This window comes from Mucilaginibacter gilvus (assembly GCF_004054195.1).
GTDB lineage: Bacteria > Bacteroidota > Bacteroidia > Sphingobacteriales > Sphingobacteriaceae > Mucilaginibacter > Mucilaginibacter gilvus.
On sequence record NZ_SBIW01000008.1, the window covers coordinates 152,511 to 170,581 of the forward strand.

The window sequence follows — 18,071 nt, forward strand, 5'->3', positions numbered from 1 at the left end:
CTACATCCCCTTCGTTATCGCCTGGTAAATAGCATCCTGTATCCTTGGGCGGATATTGAGGCTGCCCAGTTTACTGCTTACGTTGGGGTGTACACGGTTGGATAGGAAAACATAAACCAAACCGTATTTAGGATCAACCCAAACGCAGGTACCGGTAAAGCCGGTGTGGCCGTATGCCTGGTTGGAGGCTAATTCCGACGGATATTTATGTTCGGGTATCGGATCCCAGCGGTCGAAACCTAATCCCCGGCGGCTTACTGCGCTTTGTTTTGAACTGAACAGGTCAACCGTTTCTGGCTTAACGTATTGTATGCCGCCGTAAGTGCCACGGTTCAGCATCATCTGGTAAAGGATCCCTATATCGTTTGCACTGGCAAACAAGCCGGCATGGCCTGCTACGCCGCCCATCAAAGCCGCGGTTGGGTCATGCACATAGCCATTGATTAACGTATGGCGGTCTTTTTTATCGTTTTCGGTTGGTGGAATCCTATCCGAAGGGAACCGGTTCAGCGGCAAATAGCCCGCAGTTTGCATGCCCAGCGGATTATAAAATTGCTGTTGCACATAGGTATTGATCGGCGTAGAAGTGATGGTTTCTACGATCTGCTGCATAATACACATCCCCACATCGCTGTACACGTATTGCCCGCGGGTTTTTACAGGCGAGTTTAGCATATCGGGCCACATTATCTGTTCAAAATAATTTTTGCGTAGGTAGTAATTCTCATTCACCTTGGTGGGGAAGTTTGCTGAAGAATCAACACTGTAATCGGTTGGTTTTATTTTGCCGAAGGTTTGTATATCAGGGATCAATCCTGCCTGGTGCTCCAGCAGTTCGCGCACGGTTAGGGTTTTGATGTTGCTTTTACGCGCCAGGGCCAGGTAGGTACTGGTGGTAGAATCCAACGCCAGTTTACCCTGGTCGTAAAGCTGCATAGTTTCCATGGTGGTGGCCGAGATCTTAGTCATTGATGCCACATCAAAAATATCTGTTATCCTGTCGGGAATCTCGTTCTCATAAGTGTGGTAACCGTAAGCTTTATTAAAGATCACCTTGCCGTCTTTTATCACCATTACTACGCAACCCGGTGTGGCCTGGCTGCTGATGGCCTCTTTGGCAATTTTATCTATCTCAGATAAATTATCGGTTTTGATGCCTGCATCTTCGGGTACGGTATATTGTAATCGGGTTTTTGCAGTTAAGAAGCCGCCACCGTTCTTGAATTTCGGCGTATAAGTTCTCGTCAGTTTTTGGGTAACCGCTACCCCGCCAAAAATGGCCTGTGCGCTAAACATAGCCGATACCGGCGAAAGCCTTGCCGACCACAATACCGGCCCTGTAACATCATTCAGTTTTACCAGTGATGCTGCACTGCCAAACAGCGATACCACCACGTTCTTCATTTTTTGATTAGTGCTGATAAAATCGATGATCTGCGGGTTATTCAGGTCGGCATCTGTTAGCTGAACAATGAGAATGGTATAAAACTTTGTATCCAGCGACAGCGCATCCAGCGTTTTTACCCCAAGATATTCGCTGCCGTTGAAGGGTTGCACTTTGGCGTACTTATTCAGCAGGCTATCAAAAGCCGCGGTATAAGCGCCCGAAAAATGAATGCTGGCTATTTTGGCAACGTCGAGGTTTTGCAGGGGGATAACCTGTTTCTCGTTGTTTAACAATACGGTGCTTAGTTCAACCGCTTTTTCTTCCTGTACAAAAGCTTTACCGGTAAAGGGTGGGTTTTGCGCACATGCCGAATTAAAAACTACAAACCCTGATAACAGCAGCAGATATATATACTGCTTATTTCTTTTCATAAACCTTAACACCATTTATATATGTCTTTATTACTTTCACATTAGGCAATTCGCTGCCATCCACTTTCATAATATCTTTATCCAGTATTACAAAATCAGCATACTTGCCAACTGTTATACTGCCTTTTTCGTTTTCCTCAAAGTTGGCTTTTGCCGCCCATGTGGTCATGCCCTTTAAAGCTTCAATACGGCTTAGCGCGTTTTTCATCTGGAAGCCGCCAGTTGGCAGGCCTTTCAGGTCCTTACGTACCACCGCCGCGTAAAACGTATACATAGGGTTAATATTTTCTACCGGGAAGTCGGTCCCCAGCGGGATCCAGCCGTTTTGTTTCATCAGATCCTTGTAAGCATAGGCGCTTTTAAGCCGGTCAGCACCCAGGCGGTTAACGGCCCATGCCATATCCGACGTGGCGTGTGTAGGCTGTACAGATGGTATAATATTGTAATCGCCAAAATATTTAACATCCTCAGGCGATACAATTTGCGCGTGCTCTACGCGCCAGCGTTTATCATTTTTACCCTTAAGGGCTGCGGCATATACTTTTAAGATCATCCGGTTTGCCGAATCCCCAATGGCATGTGTACACATCTGGAAACCTTTGTCTGCTATCTTTTTGGCTACTTCCTCAAAATGGGCTTTGTTGCTCAGTAAAAATCCGTTCCAGTTGGCTTTGTCGGAATATGGCTTTAATAAACAAGCTCCCCTTGAGCCTAAGGCACCGTCGCCATAAACTTTAAACGCTCTCACGTTCAGGCTTGGGGTTTTGTAAGCGCCACGTTTAAACAGGTATTCGTAATTCTCTTCTTTATCGGCAAGCATCAGGTACATGCGCATTTTCAGGTCGCCTTTGTGCTGCAGGGCAGCTATGGTGCTTACCATAGTGTAGGGTAAGCCGCAGTCGTCTACAGTTGTTAGCCCAACTGCAAAGCAGTTACGCTGTGCATCCAGCAATGCCGATTGTACAATCTGTTCGGTAGGCTCGGGTATTTTACGGGTTACTATCCCTACGGCGTTGTCTACCAGTATGCCGGTAAGCTTTCCGTTGACGGTTTCTATTTGTCCGCCTGTAATGGTTTGCCCGGGTTTAATACCGGCAATGTTTAAAGCAGCCTGGTTGGCAATGGCGGCATGGCCGTCTATCCGGCTTAAGATTACCGGCCGGATAGGGAATAAGGAATCGAGTTTTGCTTTATTTGGGAACTGCTTAACAGTCCAGATGTTTTGGTCCCAGCCATTGCCTATGATCCAGCCTTCGGTGTTTTTACGGGCAAAGGCGCTTACTGTATCTACAATGGCATTCCAGCTTTTGCTGCCTACCAGGTTTACTTCCTGTAAGCCTAAGCCATATTCATAAAAATGCGTGTGGGCGTCAATAAAGCCGGGGTAAACAGGTTTGCCACCTGCATCGATGGTTTCTTTTGCAAGATATTTTTGTTCGAGGGTGTCGGCGTTGCCCACGGCTATAATTTTTCCGTTGCTGATAACAAAGGCGTTGGCGGTGGAGAAAGTACTGTCTACAGTATATACGAGGGCATTTTTAACAAGCGTATCGGCATTATATTCCTTTTGCTTGCACGCGGCAATGAGGATAAAGAACAGGGGCCACAATTTCTTCATAAATAAACAGGTGGATGTAAATAGATAAACGTAAATACTATATACAAGTATGTAAAGGTAAAGTTATGCAATCAAATAATTAATTTAGCATCGAAAAAGTTCCCGGCGAAAGTTGGGAGGAGGGAAATACTTTAAATGCCAGATATAATACAGCTTTTACCCGATTCGGTAGCCAACCAAATAGCCGCAGGCGAAGTGGTGCAGCGCCCCGCATCGGCCGTAAAAGAATTGATAGAGAACGCCATAGATGCAGGTGCCGATAAGATACAGCTGATACTAAAGGATGCCGGTAAAGCGCTGATACAGGTTATTGATAACGGCTGCGGTATGAGCTTAACAGATGCCCGCATGTGTTTTGAACGCCATGCTACTTCAAAAATTCGCAAGGCCGAGGACCTTTTTGCTATCCGTACCATGGGTTTCAGGGGCGAAGCGATGGCTTCTATAGCTGCAATTGCGCAGGTTGAATTGAAAAGCCGCCGCCACGAAGACGAACTGGGTACCTGTATTTTTATAGAGGGCAGCGAAGTACTGAGCCAGGAGCCATGTTCGGCCAATACGGGTACGTCTATATCCATTAAAAACCTTTTTTATAATACCCCCGCCCGCCGCAACTTTTTAAAAAGCAATCCGGTGGAGATGCGCCACATTATCGATGAGTTTCAGCGTGTGGCGCTGGCCAATCCGCAGGTGTTTTTAACCATGCACCATGATGGACAGGAAGTGTATCACCTGCCCTCGGCATCGTTAAAGCAGCGGATTATTCATTTGTTGGGTAACAATTATAACCAACGGCTGGTACCGGTAGAGGAAGATACTACCATTATACGACTGAATGGCTACGTTGGCAAGCCCGAATTTGCCCGCAGAACGCGCGGCGAGCAATTCTTTTTTGTGAACAACCGTTTTATAAAAGACGCTTACCTTAACCATGCGGTGCTTACGGCGTTTGAAGAGTTGCTGCCGGACGACACCTACCCGCTGTACGTGCTTTTTATAGATATCGACCCATCCAAGATAGATATCAACGTACACCCTACAAAAACGGAGATAAAATACCAGGACGAGAAGGCCATTTATGCCATCATCCGCTCGGCGGTAAAGCGCGCGTTGGGTAAATACAACATTACGCCCACGCTCGATTTTGACCAGGAGAACAGCATCGGGCACCTTATTACGCAAAAACCTTTCGAGGAAATTGTGCAGCCAACTATTGCATTTAACCCGGATTTTAACCCCTTCGCGGCAGAGAAACGCCCGGAGCGCGAACTGCCTTTTCTCCGTGACAACAACAGCCCCCGTACTGCCATCCCAAAAAACTGGGATACGCTTTACGAGATCGCGAAAAAAGAAGAAAGCCTGCAGCACGAGATGCACGCCAATCCGGGCACTTCCGTCAACGAGCAGGAAATAACCAAAAGCGGCGAGAAGCAGTTCTTCCAGGTGCACAATAGGTTTATCCTCTCGCAGATAAAATCGGGCTTTATGCTGATACATCAGCAATGGGCGCACGAGCGTATTTTGTACGAGCGTTTTTTACACCAGTTGCAAACACATAGCGGGTTGAGCCAGCAAAGCTTATTTCCGCAATCTGTTACACTAAACAGCAGCGATTTTGAGTTATTGAGAGAGCTTTTACCAGATATCCGTGCGCTGGGTTTTGATGTCCGCGAGTTTGGTAAAAACACGGTGGTAGTTGAAGGCATCCCGGCGGATATCAACAACGCCAACGAGCACGAACTGCTGGAACAACTGCTGGAAGGTTTTAAAAACAACCTGGCCATTTTAAAGTTGGATAAGCGCGATAACCTTGCCCGCTCGTTAGCGCGTAACGCAGCGATAAAAACCGGCACCAGGTTATCTATGGAAGAAATGAACCAATTGATAGACCAGCTTTTTGCCTGCCAGATGCCAAATTTGGCGCTAAACGGCAAGCCTGTAATTACTACCTTTACGCTGAACGAATTAGCCGAAAGATTTGAAAAATAGCCAATAGGCTTTTAAAATATTTTATAAAGAACATGCAATCACCATTTGCCAATTTAACACCAGTTGTTAAGAACCTGCTTATCATCAATATAGTTTTTTTTGTTGCTACCTATGCGTTAGGTCAATTTATCGATTTACGGTTATGGCTTTCTGCTTACTATTTTAATTCGCCTTTTTTTAAGGTGTGGCAACCGCTAACTTACATGTTTATGCATGCTGGGTTTTCGCATATTTTTTTCAATATGTTTGGCTTGTTTATGTTTGGTCCTATCCTGGAGTCAACTTTGGGGTCAAAAAAATTTTTCAATTTTTATTTTATTACAGGTTTAGGCGGATTTGTTTTAAATACAGCTATACAAGCGATACAGGTTTATAATATAACCGGCGGTTTTACAATAATTGATCCGCAATATGTAGGGTCATACGCCGCATTTGGAACTAATGCAGAGGTATTACAATCTATTTATGGCAGTTCGCTGTTAGGAGCTTCAGGTGCCATTTTTGGTATCATGGTAGCCTTTGGAATGTTATTCCCAAACATGGAAATGATGATCATGTTTATACCGGTACCCGTTAAAGCTAAATACGTAGTTATTGGGTATATTGCATTAGAGCTATTTAGTGGCGTTGGCCGGTTTTCCGGCGATAATGTTGCCCACTTTGCACACTTGGGTGGTGCATTATTTGGGTTTATCCTGATAAAAATTTGGGGCATCCACAGGCCAAACAATTATCAGTAATATTTATTAGTTACATAGTAATTACAGCTGTTTTATATGAACACCCTCTGGAGAGATATTCAATACAAGCTACTAAAGTCGGGCAATAAACTTACCCTGCTTATAGGTATAAACGTTATTGTTTATTTGGGTATCAATGTGCCGGCAATTCTCGAGCAGTTGTTCAGGGGATTCGGAAACAGCGCCATTATCGAGTTTACCAACAAATACCTGCTGCTGTCTGCCGATCTGCACACCCTGCTTTACCGTTTTTGGACGCCCTTCACCTACATGTTTATGCATGCGGGCCCGCTTCATATACTGTTTAATATGCTTTGGCTATATTGGTTTGGGCAGATCTTTGAAGAATACCTGGGCAATAAGCGCACTATCGGCCTCTATTTGTTAGGCGGGCTTACCGGAGGGATTTTATTCGTAGCCGCTTATAATATATTCCCGGCTTTTACCAGTATGAATGCGGCTGCCGGCGGCGTTATTGTTGGCGCATCGGCAAGTGTTATGGCTATTATTGTGGGCACTGCTACTTTATTGCCAAACTATACCATCTCCCTTATCCTTATCGGCCCGGTTAAACTTAAATGGGTAGCCTTGTTTATTGTGATATTAGATTATTTAAGCATAGCGGGAAGCAACGCTGGTGGCGAAATTGCCCACATTGGCGGGGCCTTATTTGGCTTTGTTTATATTAAGCAGATGCAAAAAGGTAATGATTGGATAGGCAGCATCAATAAACTGTTTCAGCCTAAACCAAAAATGAAGGTGGTGAGCTACAATGCCCCTCAAAAAAAGTCCACTAATTTGCCCAGTCAGGAAGAAATTGATCGTATTTTAGATAAAATTTCTGTTTCGGGACAAAATAGCCTGAGCAAGCAGGAAAAGGAAACACTACTCCGAGCAAGCAACAATAATGAAGGATAAAAAAAGCTTAGGTTTTTTTGGCAGAATAATCTTATGGATCAATTATGCATTGTGCCTGGCTTTATTGCTTAGTTACCTTGCCCCATACCTCGATCCGCGCAAGGCCTGGCTTATCGCCTTCTTCGGCCTGGCCTATCCGCCGCTGTTATTGTTTAATGTTATTGCCCTCGTTTATTGGTTGTTAAGGCGCAGGCTATATTTTTTACTATCGGTGATTACCATTCTCATTGGTTATAAAGTATTGTTAAACAATGTCGGGTTCCGCTTACCTACTATAATAAGTGCGTCAACCGACTCGGGCATGTTGCGGATAATGACCTACAACGCGCACGATTTTAAACGGTACGGCTCCAATAATGATATTTCCACCAAGCACGAGATTCTTGAGCTGATCAAGCAAAACAACCCCGATATTATCGGTATACAAGAATTTTATACTCGTAAGCGGGGCCAGTATGACATGATCGATTCCATCAAAAAGATCATGAACAGTGAATTTTATTATTTTGAACCCTTTGATGTGAATTACGATCAGGCATCGGGCATGGCCATATTTTCCAGGTATCCTATCTTTAACTTCGGGCTGGTATCGCTTTCCGGTAAAATGACGGGTAACCAATGCCTTTTTGTAGATATCCAAAAGAACGACAAAAAGATAAGGCTTTACAGTATGCACCTGCAGTCGATCAAATTTGAGCCGGAAGATTATAAGTACCTGGGCGAGGTATCCAAAAAAGGTAAAACCAACATGACGGCAACCAAACGCCTGGGCAGCAAACTTAAAATAGCCTTTTTAAAACGTGCCGAGCAGGTTTATACCGTTAAGGCCCATGCTAAAGAATGCCCGTACCCATACATTTACTCAGGCGATTTTAACGATACGCCGGCATCCTTCGCCGTCAACCAGATGGAGGTGGGGATGAAGAATACTTTCCGCGAAAAAGGCTCGGGTATGGGGCGTACTTACAATGGCGATTTCCCCAATTATCAGATAGATTATATTATGGTGAGCCCGCAGTTTAAAGTATTGGGCTATGATATTATCAAAAAGAAACTTTCCGACCATTACCCCGTAACGGCTGTTGTGGCGTTAAAATAATTGAACAATAGGAGCGATAAACCCATCATGAAAGTTTTGGTAACCGGCTCGTCCGGTCAGTTAGGCTCAGCCACGGTAACCCAACTTAATGCTTATGGGCATGAAGTTACCGGCATAGATGTGATGCCTGCAGCTACCACACATCAGCTCATCGATATAAAAGATAAGGAGGCCGTTGAGGCTATAACCAAAGGCTTCGATGCCATTATCCATACCGCCGCCCTGCATGGCAAACATTTCGAGTTGAATTACCCGCGCGGGGCTTTCATCCAAACCAACATCCTGGGTACGCTGAATCTGCTAAACGCCTGCGTAGTCAACGGCGTAAAAAGATTCCTTTACACCAGTACAACCTCCATCTACGGCGAAGCTTTGGTGGATAAAGATAAGGCCGTTTGGGTGGATGAAACCTTAGCAGAGCGCCCCCGTGATATCTACGACATTACCAAGCAAACTACCGAGCAGCTTTGTCGCGATTTTTTTATAAAGAAGGTTTGCAAACATCGGTATACCGGGTAGGTAGGTTTTTGCCCGAGGGCGATAACCTCAAAACAAACCATCGCCTTTATCGCGGCCTGGATGAACGCGACGGCGCCGAAGCCCTGCGATTGGCTTTGGGTACCGAATTTGCCGATTTTGAGATCTTCAACATCAGCAGTGGTTCACCATTTAAACAAGACGATTTGGTGGCATTGAAGCATTCAACCTTAGATGCCATATTAAAGTATTACCCGGAAGCAGAGGGCATTTATAAGGCCAGGGGCTGGGCCTTTCCACAAAGTATAGACAGGGTTTATGTATGCGATAAGGCCCGGCGCTATTTTAACTACCAGCCAAAATACACCTTCGGATTGTTATTGAACAGTTAAGTTTATTAATATTGAATTAGATAGGTACGGATTTATTATACTTCAATCCTAAAAATTGTAAGTTTGCGCTCATGGAACAAAAATTATTTGTTTACAACACTTTAACACGTAAAAAAGAAGAATTTATACCGCTTGATGCACCCCATGTGGGGATGTACGTTTGCGGCCCTACTGTATATAGCGATGTTCATTTGGGCAACTGCCGCACTTTTATAAGCTTCGATCTTATTTTTCGTTACCTACTGCATTTAGGTTATAAGGTGCGCTATGTGCGTAACATTACCGATGCCGGCCACTTAGAAGGTGATGCCGATGAGGGCGAGGATAAAGTATCAAAAAAGGCAAGGTTATCGCAATTGGAGCCGATGGAAATTGTACAGAAGTACACCGTTGATTTTCATGAGGTGATGAAAACCTTTAACGCCCTACCGCCAAGCATCGAACCAACAGCCACCGGGCATATTATTGAGCAAATAGAGCTGGTGAAAACCATTTTAGATACAGGATATGCCTACGAAGTAGATGGCTCGGTATATTTTGATGTAGAAAAGTACAACCTAACACAGGACTACGGCATATTAAACGGCCGCAAACTGGAAGATATGCTGAACAATACCCGCACTTTGGGTGGCCAGAACGAAAAGCACGGCAAGCTGGATTTTGCCCTTTGGATAAAGGCCAAGCCCGAGCATTTGATGAAATGGCCATCGCCGTGGGGCGTTGGCTTCCCGGGCTGGCATTTGGAGTGCTCGGCCATGAGTAATAAATACCTGGGGCACAAATTTGATATCCACGGTGGCGGGATGGACCTGATGGCTACGCATCATACCAACGAGATAGCGCAAAATGTGGCCAGCTGCGGAAATAATCCGTCAACCTACTGGTTGCATACCAATATGCTTACGGTTAACGGGCAAAAAATGTCAAAATCGCTTGGCAATAGTTTTTTACCCGAGCAATTATTTAAAGGGGAGCACGAGCTGCTTACAAGGGGTTACGGCCCAATGGCGGTAAGGTTCTTTTTTATGCAGGCAAGCTACCGCAGTACGGTCGATTTTTCTAATGATGCGCTTGAAGCGGCCGAGAAATTTTATAAAAGGCTTTCCGAGGCTGCTAAAAAGTTAAGCGCACTGCAACAAAATACATTAGTTGCTGTTGATGACGAGGCGGAAAGCGCCATTATAGCGGCCTGCGAAGATTGCTATAACGGGATGAATGACAATTTTAATTCGCCAAAAACGTTAGAAGCACTGAATAATTTATCCAAATCGATAAATTCGTTTGCGGATGGCACCCGTAACTCAGGCGCAGTATCCGCGGAGATTTTTGAACGGATGAAGAAAACGTATAACGATTTCTTTTATGATGTTTTAGGTTTAAAGCAGGATGACAACGAGAGCGGTGACACCGATGGGCTGCTGGGTTTAATTGTAGACCTGCGCAACCAGGCCAAGGGTAATAAAGATTACGCCACATCTGATAAAATTAGAGAGGGCCTTAAACAAATAGGCTTCCAACTGAATGACAATAAACAAGGTACAACCGATTGGGTAAAACTTTAACCAATGTTAACTACCTGTTTTGTGTGAATGCACGCCGGGCATGCGTACATTTATACACCTTAAATTAATTAAAAATTGTCCGCAAAATAGATCCTATGAAGAAATTATTGTTAGCTGCTTTTGTATTGGCCGGTGTTAGTGCCAACGTATTTGCTCAAAAAACGCCTGTTGAGGTTAGTAAAGTAGTAGATGCCGAAAATGACTTTAATAAACTGGTTGAACGCAAAGGGATAAAGGCAGGCTTTTTAGCTGTTGCCGACCCTGAGGGGATAGTTTTTAAACCAAACGCGGTTAAAATCTCTGAGTTTTATGGCACTATTGATAAAATGCCGGGTAAATTAACCTGGCAGCCAAAAGTTGCCCGGATATCTGCTAATGGAGACCTTGCCTTTACAGCAGGCCCATACGTTTACCAAAATGGAAAAAGTGATGACGATAAAGTTTACGGTCAGTACGTATCGGTTTGGAAACGTGATGCAGCCGATAATAAGCTTAAACTGCTAATTGATCTGGGTATACAACACCCCGAGCCTGAGGCTGAAGCCGGTGCTGATTTCAGGGAACCAGATACGTCTAAACAGGTGGCTCCAAGTAAAGACCCGTTTAGCGGTAAAACCGTTATTATTAACTCTGATAAGCTGTTAAATCATTCCTTAGACCTATCTGCCCTCGCTTCGTATAAAGAATTTTTAAGCCCCGACGGGATGTATTATTTTCCGGGATTCGAGCCAATTGCAGGCAGGGATAAGGTATCTAAATTTATAGCTAACGAAGGTATCAGCATATCGGCCCAAACTGTAAATGCAGGTCGCTCTACCAGTAACGATCTGGCCTATAGCTATGGTACCGCGCGCATCCGTAAAGGCAACATTGTAAATAACTACAATTATGTGCGTATTTGGGAGATCGACGCTACCCACAAATGGAACGTGCTGCTGGAGATATTTTCTACAGTTGAGTAGTAATCAATAAAATTAGCTGTGTTACCCAGCGGAGTATCCAGTTTATAGACAAACAAGGAAAGAGTTAAAGCTCTGTAGGTGCCCCCTCGCCAGTATTAAGGCAACAGGAAGCACCTACGGGGCTTTAATTTTCTAATAAACTATTGCTATAAACAGGGTGCCTCCTACCGGAGCGTTAAACACAGCCTTTTAGAATAATTGTTCGATAATATCGCTGGCGGATAAACCTTCTGCTTCGGCATGGTAGCTGCGAACGATGCGATGGCTTAGTATAGGTTTGGCAACCGCTTTTATATCCTCAATGTCCGGTGAGTATTTTCCGTTGAGTACAGCGTGGCATTTGGCGCCTAAGATTAAAAATTGCGATGCCCGTGGGCCTGCGCCCCAGTTTAACAGGCGTTTTACCTGTGGGGTGGCAAATTCGCTACCGGGGCGGGTTTTTGATACCAGCTTTACGGCATATTCCAACACGTTATCGGTAACCGGGATGTTACGTACCAGTTGCTGAAAATAAGTGATCTGCTCGGCATTCAATTGCTTGTTTACTGTTACCTGGTGCGTGCTGGTGGTATTCTTTACTACCTGTAATTCTTCTTTAAAAGACGGGTAGTTTAGCGCCACATTAAACATAAACCTATCCAGCTGTGCCTCTGGCAGTGGGTAAGTACCTTCCTGCTCAATAGGGTTTTGGGTAGCCAATACAAAGAAAGGTTTGGCTAATTTATGCGTAACACCTGCGGCGGTCACTGCCTTTTCCTGCATGGCCTCTAAAAGGGCTGCCTGGGTTTTTGGCGGGGTACGATTTATTTCATCAGCTAAAATAATGTTAGAGAACACCGGGCCGGGGATGAATTTAAAGTTGCGATCCTCACCCAATATTTCCGATCCGATGATGTCTGATGGCATCAGGTCGGGAGTGAACTGGATGCGCTTAAAATCGAGGTCGAGCACCTGCGCTACGGTTTGCACCAGCAGGGTTTTAGCCAGGCCCGGTACACCAACCAGCAAGCAATGGCCATTGCTAAAAATAGAGATCAGGACGAATTTAATAACCTCGTCCTGCCCTATAATAACTTTTCCAATTTCTGCACGAATTTGCTCATAAGCAAGCTTCAATGCATCAGCGGCCTCTACATCAGAGCGGTGTTGCATATTTATGTTAAAGTTTTACCTGTGCAGTGGTAACCGGGGCTATCCATTTTTGTAAGATGGGGTACCTTTGGTATTCAGGATCTATCTTGATGAAAGTTTCTTTACGGCGTTTTTCAAACCACTGGCTTACGGTGCGGTTAAGTTTATCGTCCATGGCCATTTCTTTCAACTTAGCAAAATCCTGGTCAAGGTTTGCCTTATGTGCGTCGGTAACCGATTTAAGGTATAAAATCTTGTAACTTTTTTTACCGGTTTGGGCATCAGTAAATAAAGTTGGCTTAGATATGCTGCCTACTTTCATGGTATCAATAACCAGGGCCACTTGTGGGTCCAGCTTATCAGTAGGGATGTAGGTAGAACGGTTTTGCACGTTATCAGCATTCAGCATCATACCACCATTGTATTTGGTGTCTTTGTTATCCGAGAACAAAGAAGCTGCGCTCGAAAAATCGATCAGTTTGTTAGCCTTCATTACGGTGTATAAACTATCGGCACTTACTTTGGCCCTTTCAATACTGGCAGGAGTAGTAGCCGGAACAATCAGCAGGTGGCGGGTATGAACCTGCTCACCGCGGCGCTCAATCACCTGTAAAAAGTGAAAACCAAAATCGCTTTCGAATACCGATGATATTTCGCCGGCCTTCAGTTTAAAGGCAACTGCCGAATATTCTTTTACATAACCGTTACGGTCATTAAATCCCAGGTCGCCACCGTCAGGTGCAGAACCCGGATCCTGCGAGTATAATCTCGCCAGGGCACCAAAATCTTCCCCTTTTTTTACCCTTTGGCGTAATTCTTCGGCCTTATCTTTATAAAATTGCTTCTCTTCCTTGCTCATTTTAGGATCAAATACAATTTCGCCCACTTCAACCTCTTTGTTAAAGGTTGGCAAGCTATCCTTTGGCATCAATTCAAAAAAACGTTTAACATCCTGTGGGCTGGTATTTACTTTTTCGGTAATTTTTTGCCTCATGCGCTGCGCTATCATCGATTCTTTGATATCAGGGCGGATTTCATCCTTATACTGAATAGTCGATTTACCCAAAAACTGCTGAAGCTTCTCTTCACCGCCTGCGCGTTGTATAAAGCTGCGCATCCGGCGATCAACGTCGGCATCAACATCTTCTTCCTTCACCTGCACGCTATCTATAACGGCCTGCTGGGCAAGTAATTTTTGCGTTAACTGGTTTTGCAGTAATACTGCCTTAAAATCGGGGTTCGGCTGTTGACCGCTCACTAAGTATTGCGCGTATTGTAATTCTATATCTGATTGTAAAATGATGCTTGAACCAACAATACCTGCAATTTTATCTATGGTACGTACCGGGCCGGCAAAGGCTTTGGTGGTGGTATCGGCCTTAACATGTTTTGTAGTATCTATTTGTGCCTGGGCAACGGTAGCAACTAAAAAAATATTTACAATGAATATCCCTATTTTTCTCATGAATTCGTTAAACTAATATGGCGGGTGCTTATACCGCTAAAAATGCAAATTTCGGTAAAATTTATTAATAATAATATATAATTAAGCCGTTGTGCGAATATGCCTATAATGCTTCAACTGCTTTAGGTACTTTTGGTTAAAATATGTTAAATAATATGAAGGTTGATAACCCCAACGCTTTCCGTTTTATTATGCCGGACGAACTTTACCTGCTGCCGGAGGATAAGGTTGCCAAACCAAACTCCGTCGCCGCAGAGCCAGTAGTTGCTTCTACAGAGCCCGTTGCAACAACTATTGAACCCGTTATTACACCACAATTTGTTGCTGTTACAGAGACTCTCCAGCCCATAAAAACGCCCGATACGGTATTTAATTATCTGGGTAGCAACAATAAAAGCTTTGTGATATTGGTAAGCTACGCTACCGACGAACATATGCCCGCTGCACATTTAGCCGCGTTGGAGAACATCCTAAAGCGTAAGGAGCTTACCCTCGATGATGTGGCCATATTAAACGTACATCAATATCAGCCTCTCGCCATGGCCAGGCTTGCTGGTGAATTAAAGCCATCGCGATTGGTAATAATGGGGAAGGATGCGTTGCCGCAGGGCATAGGCAATTTGCCGCTTAACAACCCGGTACAGGGTAAAAAAACCAATGTATTGTACAGCTTTAGCTTTGATGAGATGATGAGCAGTAATGATAATAAGAAAGCCTTTTGGGAACAAATGAAAACAATTTAATATGCAGCAATTAGTTTTTGCAACCAATAACCGCCATAAGCTCATGGAAGTATCTGCCAAAATAAAAGGGCAGCTTACCTTGCTTACCCTTGATGACATTGGCTGTACCGATGAAATAGACGAAACCGGCCAAACCTTTAAAGATAACGCGTCCATCAAAAGCCATTATATATGGGATAAATACCAGCTTAACTGTTTTGGTGATGATAGCGGACTGGAGATAGATGCCCTCAACGGCGAACCGGGAATCTACTCGGCGCGCTACGCCGGCGAACACGGTAATCACAAAGCCAATAATGATAAAGTACTTTCTAAATTAACCGGACTAAGTAATCGCGAGGCACAGTTCCGTACCATTATTTCGTTGATGTGGAATGGAGAGGAATATTTTTTTGAAGGTGTGATAAACGGTACTATCCGCCACGAAATAAGCGGCACCGATGGATTTGGTTACGACCCGATCTTTCAGCCCGATGGGTATCATATAACTTTCGCGGAAATGGACCTGGAGCAAAAGAACACCATCAGCCACCGCGCAATCGCGGTAGAAAAGCTTATCGCGTTGTTAAACGCACAGGCGATTTAATTACGGGTTCTTAACAGCCGAACCAGCCTTAGGTTTTACCACTGGCTTGGTTACCGGTGTATAGCGCTTTGGACTTGGTGCCGGCGCTGATGCTGGTTTAAGCATGGTGCTATCTGCCTTGTCCTTTATCACCGGTTTTACATTCAGCGAATCCTTTCCTGCTTTAATAAGGCCTCCCGCCGGTAATTTGGTAGCCGCACTATCGATAGGGGCAGGTTTGCCGTTTATCAATTTTATCGAAGGCGTTTTAGCACCTTTTTTGCCGGGAGCAGCCGCAGATTGTTTTGCCAGTTGTTTTTTGGTGTAAGAGGGAATAATAGATTCCTTGGAGATAGGCCGCTCTTTAGGTTTCCAGATAAAGCCTTTCAATATTTTTTCATCTTCCTGGAATTTTACCAACGGGCCGTAACGATGGTCGGGTTTGGTAATGAAGAAAACATCCGAGGCGGCGTTGTCTTTAAACACTACCCGCATCCGGGTGCTTAATGAGCGTTGCATCTCGGTTACCTTTTTGGTGCTGTCGCGAGCGAAATAGATGCTTTCAGCATTGCCCGATATGAACATCTTATCCAGTTTGTCGTTTTTAAAGAAGCCGCGCATCCTTTTGCCCGCTATCTGGTTAAACGTGAGGGAATCGTCTTTCTCAATATTCACAATAAATGCTGATGGGAACAGCATCAGGTTATCCATCTTTTTGTTGCGCATTTGCATGGTGATGGTATCCCCTGATAGCTGCGAGCCTTGGGTCCATATCAACGGGTTTACAAAGCAGCGCAGGGTGGAGTCGCTGTAGCTGTAAAACATCGAATCGGCTTTTGCCTGCAGATCTGATTTAAACAGCTTGGCGTGGTGGTATGCTCTGATGATCCTGATCCTTGCGGTATCGCTTACAGGCCGGGTTTTTACAATAAAGGCCGGGTCGTTATCTTCCGGGTCGGCAACGGGCTCTTTTTGTTGAGGCTTTTTGGGGATGCGGATGCCATCTTTATCCAACTTATCCGGAACAATTACAACAGGAAGAGTCGGCGTTTTCTTCTCTTTAATGGGTCTGCCCTTTTTATCCAGCTTTGGCGGGATAACGGCCACAGGCTCGGGCTTAGGTAGCCCAAACTGCAAAGGGTGCCATATCAAACTATCTCTGGGTACTCCCTTTGACACCGCGCTCAGAAATTTGGAAAGCGTTTTTGTAGAAGAGGTGGCCAGGCCGGCACCTTTAACTTTTAACGAGGTGTCCCTTATACCGGCCAGGCGCTGTTTTTTAAACAAAGCCTTCAAATCTTTATACGTAAGCATCTGCGTTATCAGTGTATCTGCAGAAATGTAAATAGAATCGCGCTTTATCTTCTCTGGCTTCTTCACTTTTACCAGGCTATCTGTTTTTATTGATGTATCTGCTTTTGCGACTTTGGCCAGTTTCGCTAAGGAATCTGTAGCGGCTCTCAGTTTGTTCTTTGCATCTATCGGCGTACCCAAAGGCGTTTTAATTGGTGCAGTTAAGGGCGGTGCCTTCACCGGCGAATTGCGTAAGTTGGTTTTAACCGTACCCAATGATGGCGCTATTATAGGCGAGCCTTTTTTCACGATTTCGGGTTTGCCGTTTACTATAGGTACGGCAATGGTATCGCTTTTGGTGGTGTCTTTTTCTTCGGTAACAATTATTACATAGGGGTCTTCGGTTACTACGGTGCGTTCCTCGCTTTTGTAATAATTTGCCAGGTCGCCCATCAGGGTTGTTTTTTGTTCGCTATCGGTAAATACCACGTGCTTCACCGCGCGTCCAAAACCATTTTTTTTATCGTAGAACAAACTATCGCCCTTCAACCGTTTGGTGCCCGATTTATAAAGATTCTTTTTACCGAAAAATGCCTGCTCCACCACGGTATTGTACAGCCCATTCTCGGTGTACAAGGTGTCTTTTTTATCCTTGGTGTCATAAATATTGGTAGGCCCATAAAAAAAGGCGATGCGTGTGCCAGTATTGTAGCGCAGGGTATCGGTTTTTATCAGCGCATCGGGTGTTACCAAAACCACATCATACCGGAAGTATGAATCTCTTGATAAGGCAAAATAGTAACCGTTCTTGCTGGTGAGCGTATTGTCTTTATTCACCACTTTGCCACCGCCGGTATAGGTGCCAATGCGGGTTGCCGTGTTATAGGTAAGATAATTGGTGGTGAGCGTGGCATCCTTATCCACCATTTTTACATTATCGGTAAGGATAGCAACCTTGGTGTTACCATTATAATTCAGTTTATCCGCAAAAATATTCAGCGTATCGCCCTGGGTAATATTCACATTGCCGAAAGCGTCGAAAGCGTTATCCTGCGCGTAAAAATAAGCACTGTCTGACCGCATGATTGAAAAATCCTGCTGAAAGGTGCCCTGGTAAACCTTTATTACATCCTTGCCGTTTATTTTAACCCCTTCGCTGCTTTTAGAGCGGATTAGGTTCACTACAGATTTTTTCTGTGCCAGTACCGTAACAGATGTTAGTATTAAAAAAAGGCTGAAGGCGTATTTTATCACAATGGCAAAATTAGTTTTTTGCTGGGGTTATTAAATTAATAATTT

15 protein-coding genes are annotated in these 18,071 nt (G+C 44.5%); 10 read left to right on the forward strand and 5 right to left on the reverse strand.

The features are described from left to right. The gene (locus tag EPL05_RS17475; RefSeq protein WP_128535274.1) at nucleotides 1–1,818 is read right to left on the reverse strand and encodes a serine hydrolase domain-containing protein; all 1,818 of its coding nucleotides are present in this window, start codon (nucleotides 1,816–1,818) and stop codon (nucleotides 1–3) included. Next, entirely contained in the window at nucleotides 1,805–3,436 is a 1,632-nt protein-coding gene (locus EPL05_RS17480; protein ID WP_128535275.1) for an amidohydrolase, read from the reverse strand. The genes EPL05_RS17475 and EPL05_RS17480 overlap by 14 nt, the downstream gene beginning before the upstream one ends. Nucleotides 3,437–3,571: 135 nt before the next feature. Between EPL05_RS17480 and mutL the strand changes: the two genes are divergently transcribed. The 8 genes from mutL (at nucleotide 3,572) to EPL05_RS17520 (ending at nucleotide 11,575) form a co-directional block, all read left to right on the forward strand. Further along, complete coding sequence (gene mutL / locus EPL05_RS17485; protein ID WP_128535276.1) at nucleotides 3,572–5,425, forward strand: DNA mismatch repair endonuclease MutL; 1,854 nt, start codon at nucleotides 3,572–3,574, stop codon at nucleotides 5,423–5,425. Between the two features lie 32 nt (nucleotides 5,426–5,457). Further along, the gene (locus EPL05_RS17490; RefSeq protein WP_128535277.1) at nucleotides 5,458–6,165 is read left to right on the forward strand and encodes a rhomboid family intramembrane serine protease; all 708 of its coding nucleotides are present in this window, start codon (nucleotides 5,458–5,460) and stop codon (nucleotides 6,163–6,165) included. 36 nt (nucleotides 6,166–6,201) lie between these two features. Continuing rightward, entirely contained in the window at nucleotides 6,202–7,083 is an 882-nt protein-coding gene (locus tag EPL05_RS17495; protein WP_128535278.1) for a rhomboid family intramembrane serine protease, read from the forward strand. Next, nucleotides 7,073–8,182, forward strand: coding sequence for an endonuclease/exonuclease/phosphatase family protein (locus EPL05_RS17500; RefSeq protein WP_128535279.1), 1,110 nt, complete (start codon nucleotides 7,073–7,075; stop codon nucleotides 8,180–8,182). The genes EPL05_RS17495 and EPL05_RS17500 overlap by 11 nt, the downstream gene beginning before the upstream one ends. Before the next feature lie 27 nt (nucleotides 8,183–8,209). Further along, a complete protein-coding gene (locus EPL05_RS17505) occupies nucleotides 8,210–8,701 on the forward strand; it encodes an NAD-dependent epimerase/dehydratase family protein (RefSeq protein WP_128535280.1) in 492 nt (163 codons plus the stop codon). Further along, nucleotides 8,677–9,051 carry an NAD-dependent epimerase/dehydratase family protein gene (locus tag EPL05_RS17510; protein ID WP_128535281.1) on the forward strand — a complete coding sequence of 125 codons (375 nt, stop codon included), beginning with the start codon at nucleotides 8,677–8,679 and terminating at the stop codon, nucleotides 9,049–9,051. The genes EPL05_RS17505 and EPL05_RS17510 overlap by 25 nt, the downstream gene beginning before the upstream one ends. Nucleotides 9,052–9,122: 71 nt before the next feature. Next, nucleotides 9,123–10,613 carry a cysteine--tRNA ligase gene (gene cysS / locus EPL05_RS17515; RefSeq protein ID WP_128535282.1) on the forward strand — a complete coding sequence of 497 codons (1,491 nt, stop codon included), beginning with the start codon at nucleotides 9,123–9,125 and terminating at the stop codon, nucleotides 10,611–10,613. Between the two features lie 95 nt (nucleotides 10,614–10,708). Further along, entirely contained in the window at nucleotides 10,709–11,575 is an 867-nt protein-coding gene (locus EPL05_RS17520; protein ID WP_128535283.1) for a Cif family virulence factor, read from the forward strand. Nucleotides 11,576–11,764: 189 nt separating this feature from the next. Here the strand turns inward: EPL05_RS17520 and EPL05_RS17525 are convergent, their stop codons facing one another. Together EPL05_RS17525 and EPL05_RS17530 are read right to left on the reverse strand one after the other, a co-directional pair. Then, complete coding sequence (locus EPL05_RS17525) at nucleotides 11,765–12,727, reverse strand: AAA family ATPase (RefSeq protein WP_128535284.1); 963 nt, start codon at nucleotides 12,725–12,727, stop codon at nucleotides 11,765–11,767. A 7-nt stretch (nucleotides 12,728–12,734) separates the two neighbouring features. Next, entirely contained in the window at nucleotides 12,735–14,171 is a 1,437-nt protein-coding gene (locus EPL05_RS17530; RefSeq protein WP_128535285.1) for a peptidylprolyl isomerase, read from the reverse strand. A 155-nt stretch (nucleotides 14,172–14,326) separates the two neighbouring features. Between EPL05_RS17530 and EPL05_RS17535 the strand changes: the two genes are divergently transcribed. Next, nucleotides 14,327–14,914 (forward strand): hypothetical protein, encoded by a 588-nt coding sequence (locus tag EPL05_RS17535; RefSeq protein WP_128535286.1) that lies wholly within the window; start codon nucleotides 14,327–14,329, stop codon nucleotides 14,912–14,914. A 1-nt stretch (nucleotide 14,915) separates the two neighbouring features. Beyond that, nucleotides 14,916–15,500 carry an RdgB/HAM1 family non-canonical purine NTP pyrophosphatase gene (rdgB, locus tag EPL05_RS17540; RefSeq protein WP_128535287.1) on the forward strand — a complete coding sequence of 195 codons (585 nt, stop codon included), beginning with the start codon at nucleotides 14,916–14,918 and terminating at the stop codon, nucleotides 15,498–15,500. Here the strand turns inward: rdgB and EPL05_RS17545 are convergent, their stop codons facing one another. After that, nucleotides 15,501–18,026 carry an OstA-like protein gene (locus tag EPL05_RS17545; RefSeq protein ID WP_166727737.1) on the reverse strand — a complete coding sequence of 842 codons (2,526 nt, stop codon included), beginning with the start codon at nucleotides 18,024–18,026 and terminating at the stop codon, nucleotides 15,501–15,503. It abuts the gene before it with no gap. Between the last annotated feature and the right edge of the window lie 45 nt (nucleotides 18,027–18,071).

What these genes read in the sequence shown, in the direction of transcription:
- rdgB (WP_128535287.1), top strand. Translation starts at nt 14,916, where the DNA reads ATGCAGCAATTAGTTTTTGCAACCAATAACCGCCATAAGCTCATGGAA.
- EPL05_RS17475 (WP_128535274.1), bottom strand. Translation starts at nt 1,818, where the DNA reads ATGAAAAGAAATAAGCAGTATATATATCTGCTGCTGTTATCAGGGTTT.
- EPL05_RS17520 (WP_128535283.1), top strand. Translation starts at nt 10,709, where the DNA reads ATGAAGAAATTATTGTTAGCTGCTTTTGTATTGGCCGGTGTTAGTGCC.
- EPL05_RS17500 (WP_128535279.1), top strand. Translation starts at nt 7,073, where the DNA reads ATGAAGGATAAAAAAAGCTTAGGTTTTTTTGGCAGAATAATCTTATGG.
- EPL05_RS17490 (WP_128535277.1), top strand. Translation starts at nt 5,458, where the DNA reads ATGCAATCACCATTTGCCAATTTAACACCAGTTGTTAAGAACCTGCTT.
- EPL05_RS17505 (WP_128535280.1), top strand. Translation starts at nt 8,210, where the DNA reads ATGAAAGTTTTGGTAACCGGCTCGTCCGGTCAGTTAGGCTCAGCCACG.
- EPL05_RS17480 (WP_128535275.1), bottom strand. Translation starts at nt 3,436, where the DNA reads ATGAAGAAATTGTGGCCCCTGTTCTTTATCCTCATTGCCGCGTGCAAG.
- EPL05_RS17495 (WP_128535278.1), top strand. Translation starts at nt 6,202, where the DNA reads ATGAACACCCTCTGGAGAGATATTCAATACAAGCTACTAAAGTCGGGC.
- cysS (WP_128535282.1), top strand. Translation starts at nt 9,123, where the DNA reads ATGGAACAAAAATTATTTGTTTACAACACTTTAACACGTAAAAAAGAA.
- mutL (WP_128535276.1), top strand. Translation starts at nt 3,572, where the DNA reads ATGCCAGATATAATACAGCTTTTACCCGATTCGGTAGCCAACCAAATA.
- EPL05_RS17525 (WP_128535284.1), bottom strand. Translation starts at nt 12,727, where the DNA reads ATGCAACACCGCTCTGATGTAGAGGCCGCTGATGCATTGAAGCTTGCT.
- EPL05_RS17530 (WP_128535285.1), bottom strand. Translation starts at nt 14,171, where the DNA reads ATGAGAAAAATAGGGATATTCATTGTAAATATTTTTTTAGTTGCTACC.
- EPL05_RS17535 (WP_128535286.1), top strand. Translation starts at nt 14,327, where the DNA reads ATGAAGGTTGATAACCCCAACGCTTTCCGTTTTATTATGCCGGACGAA.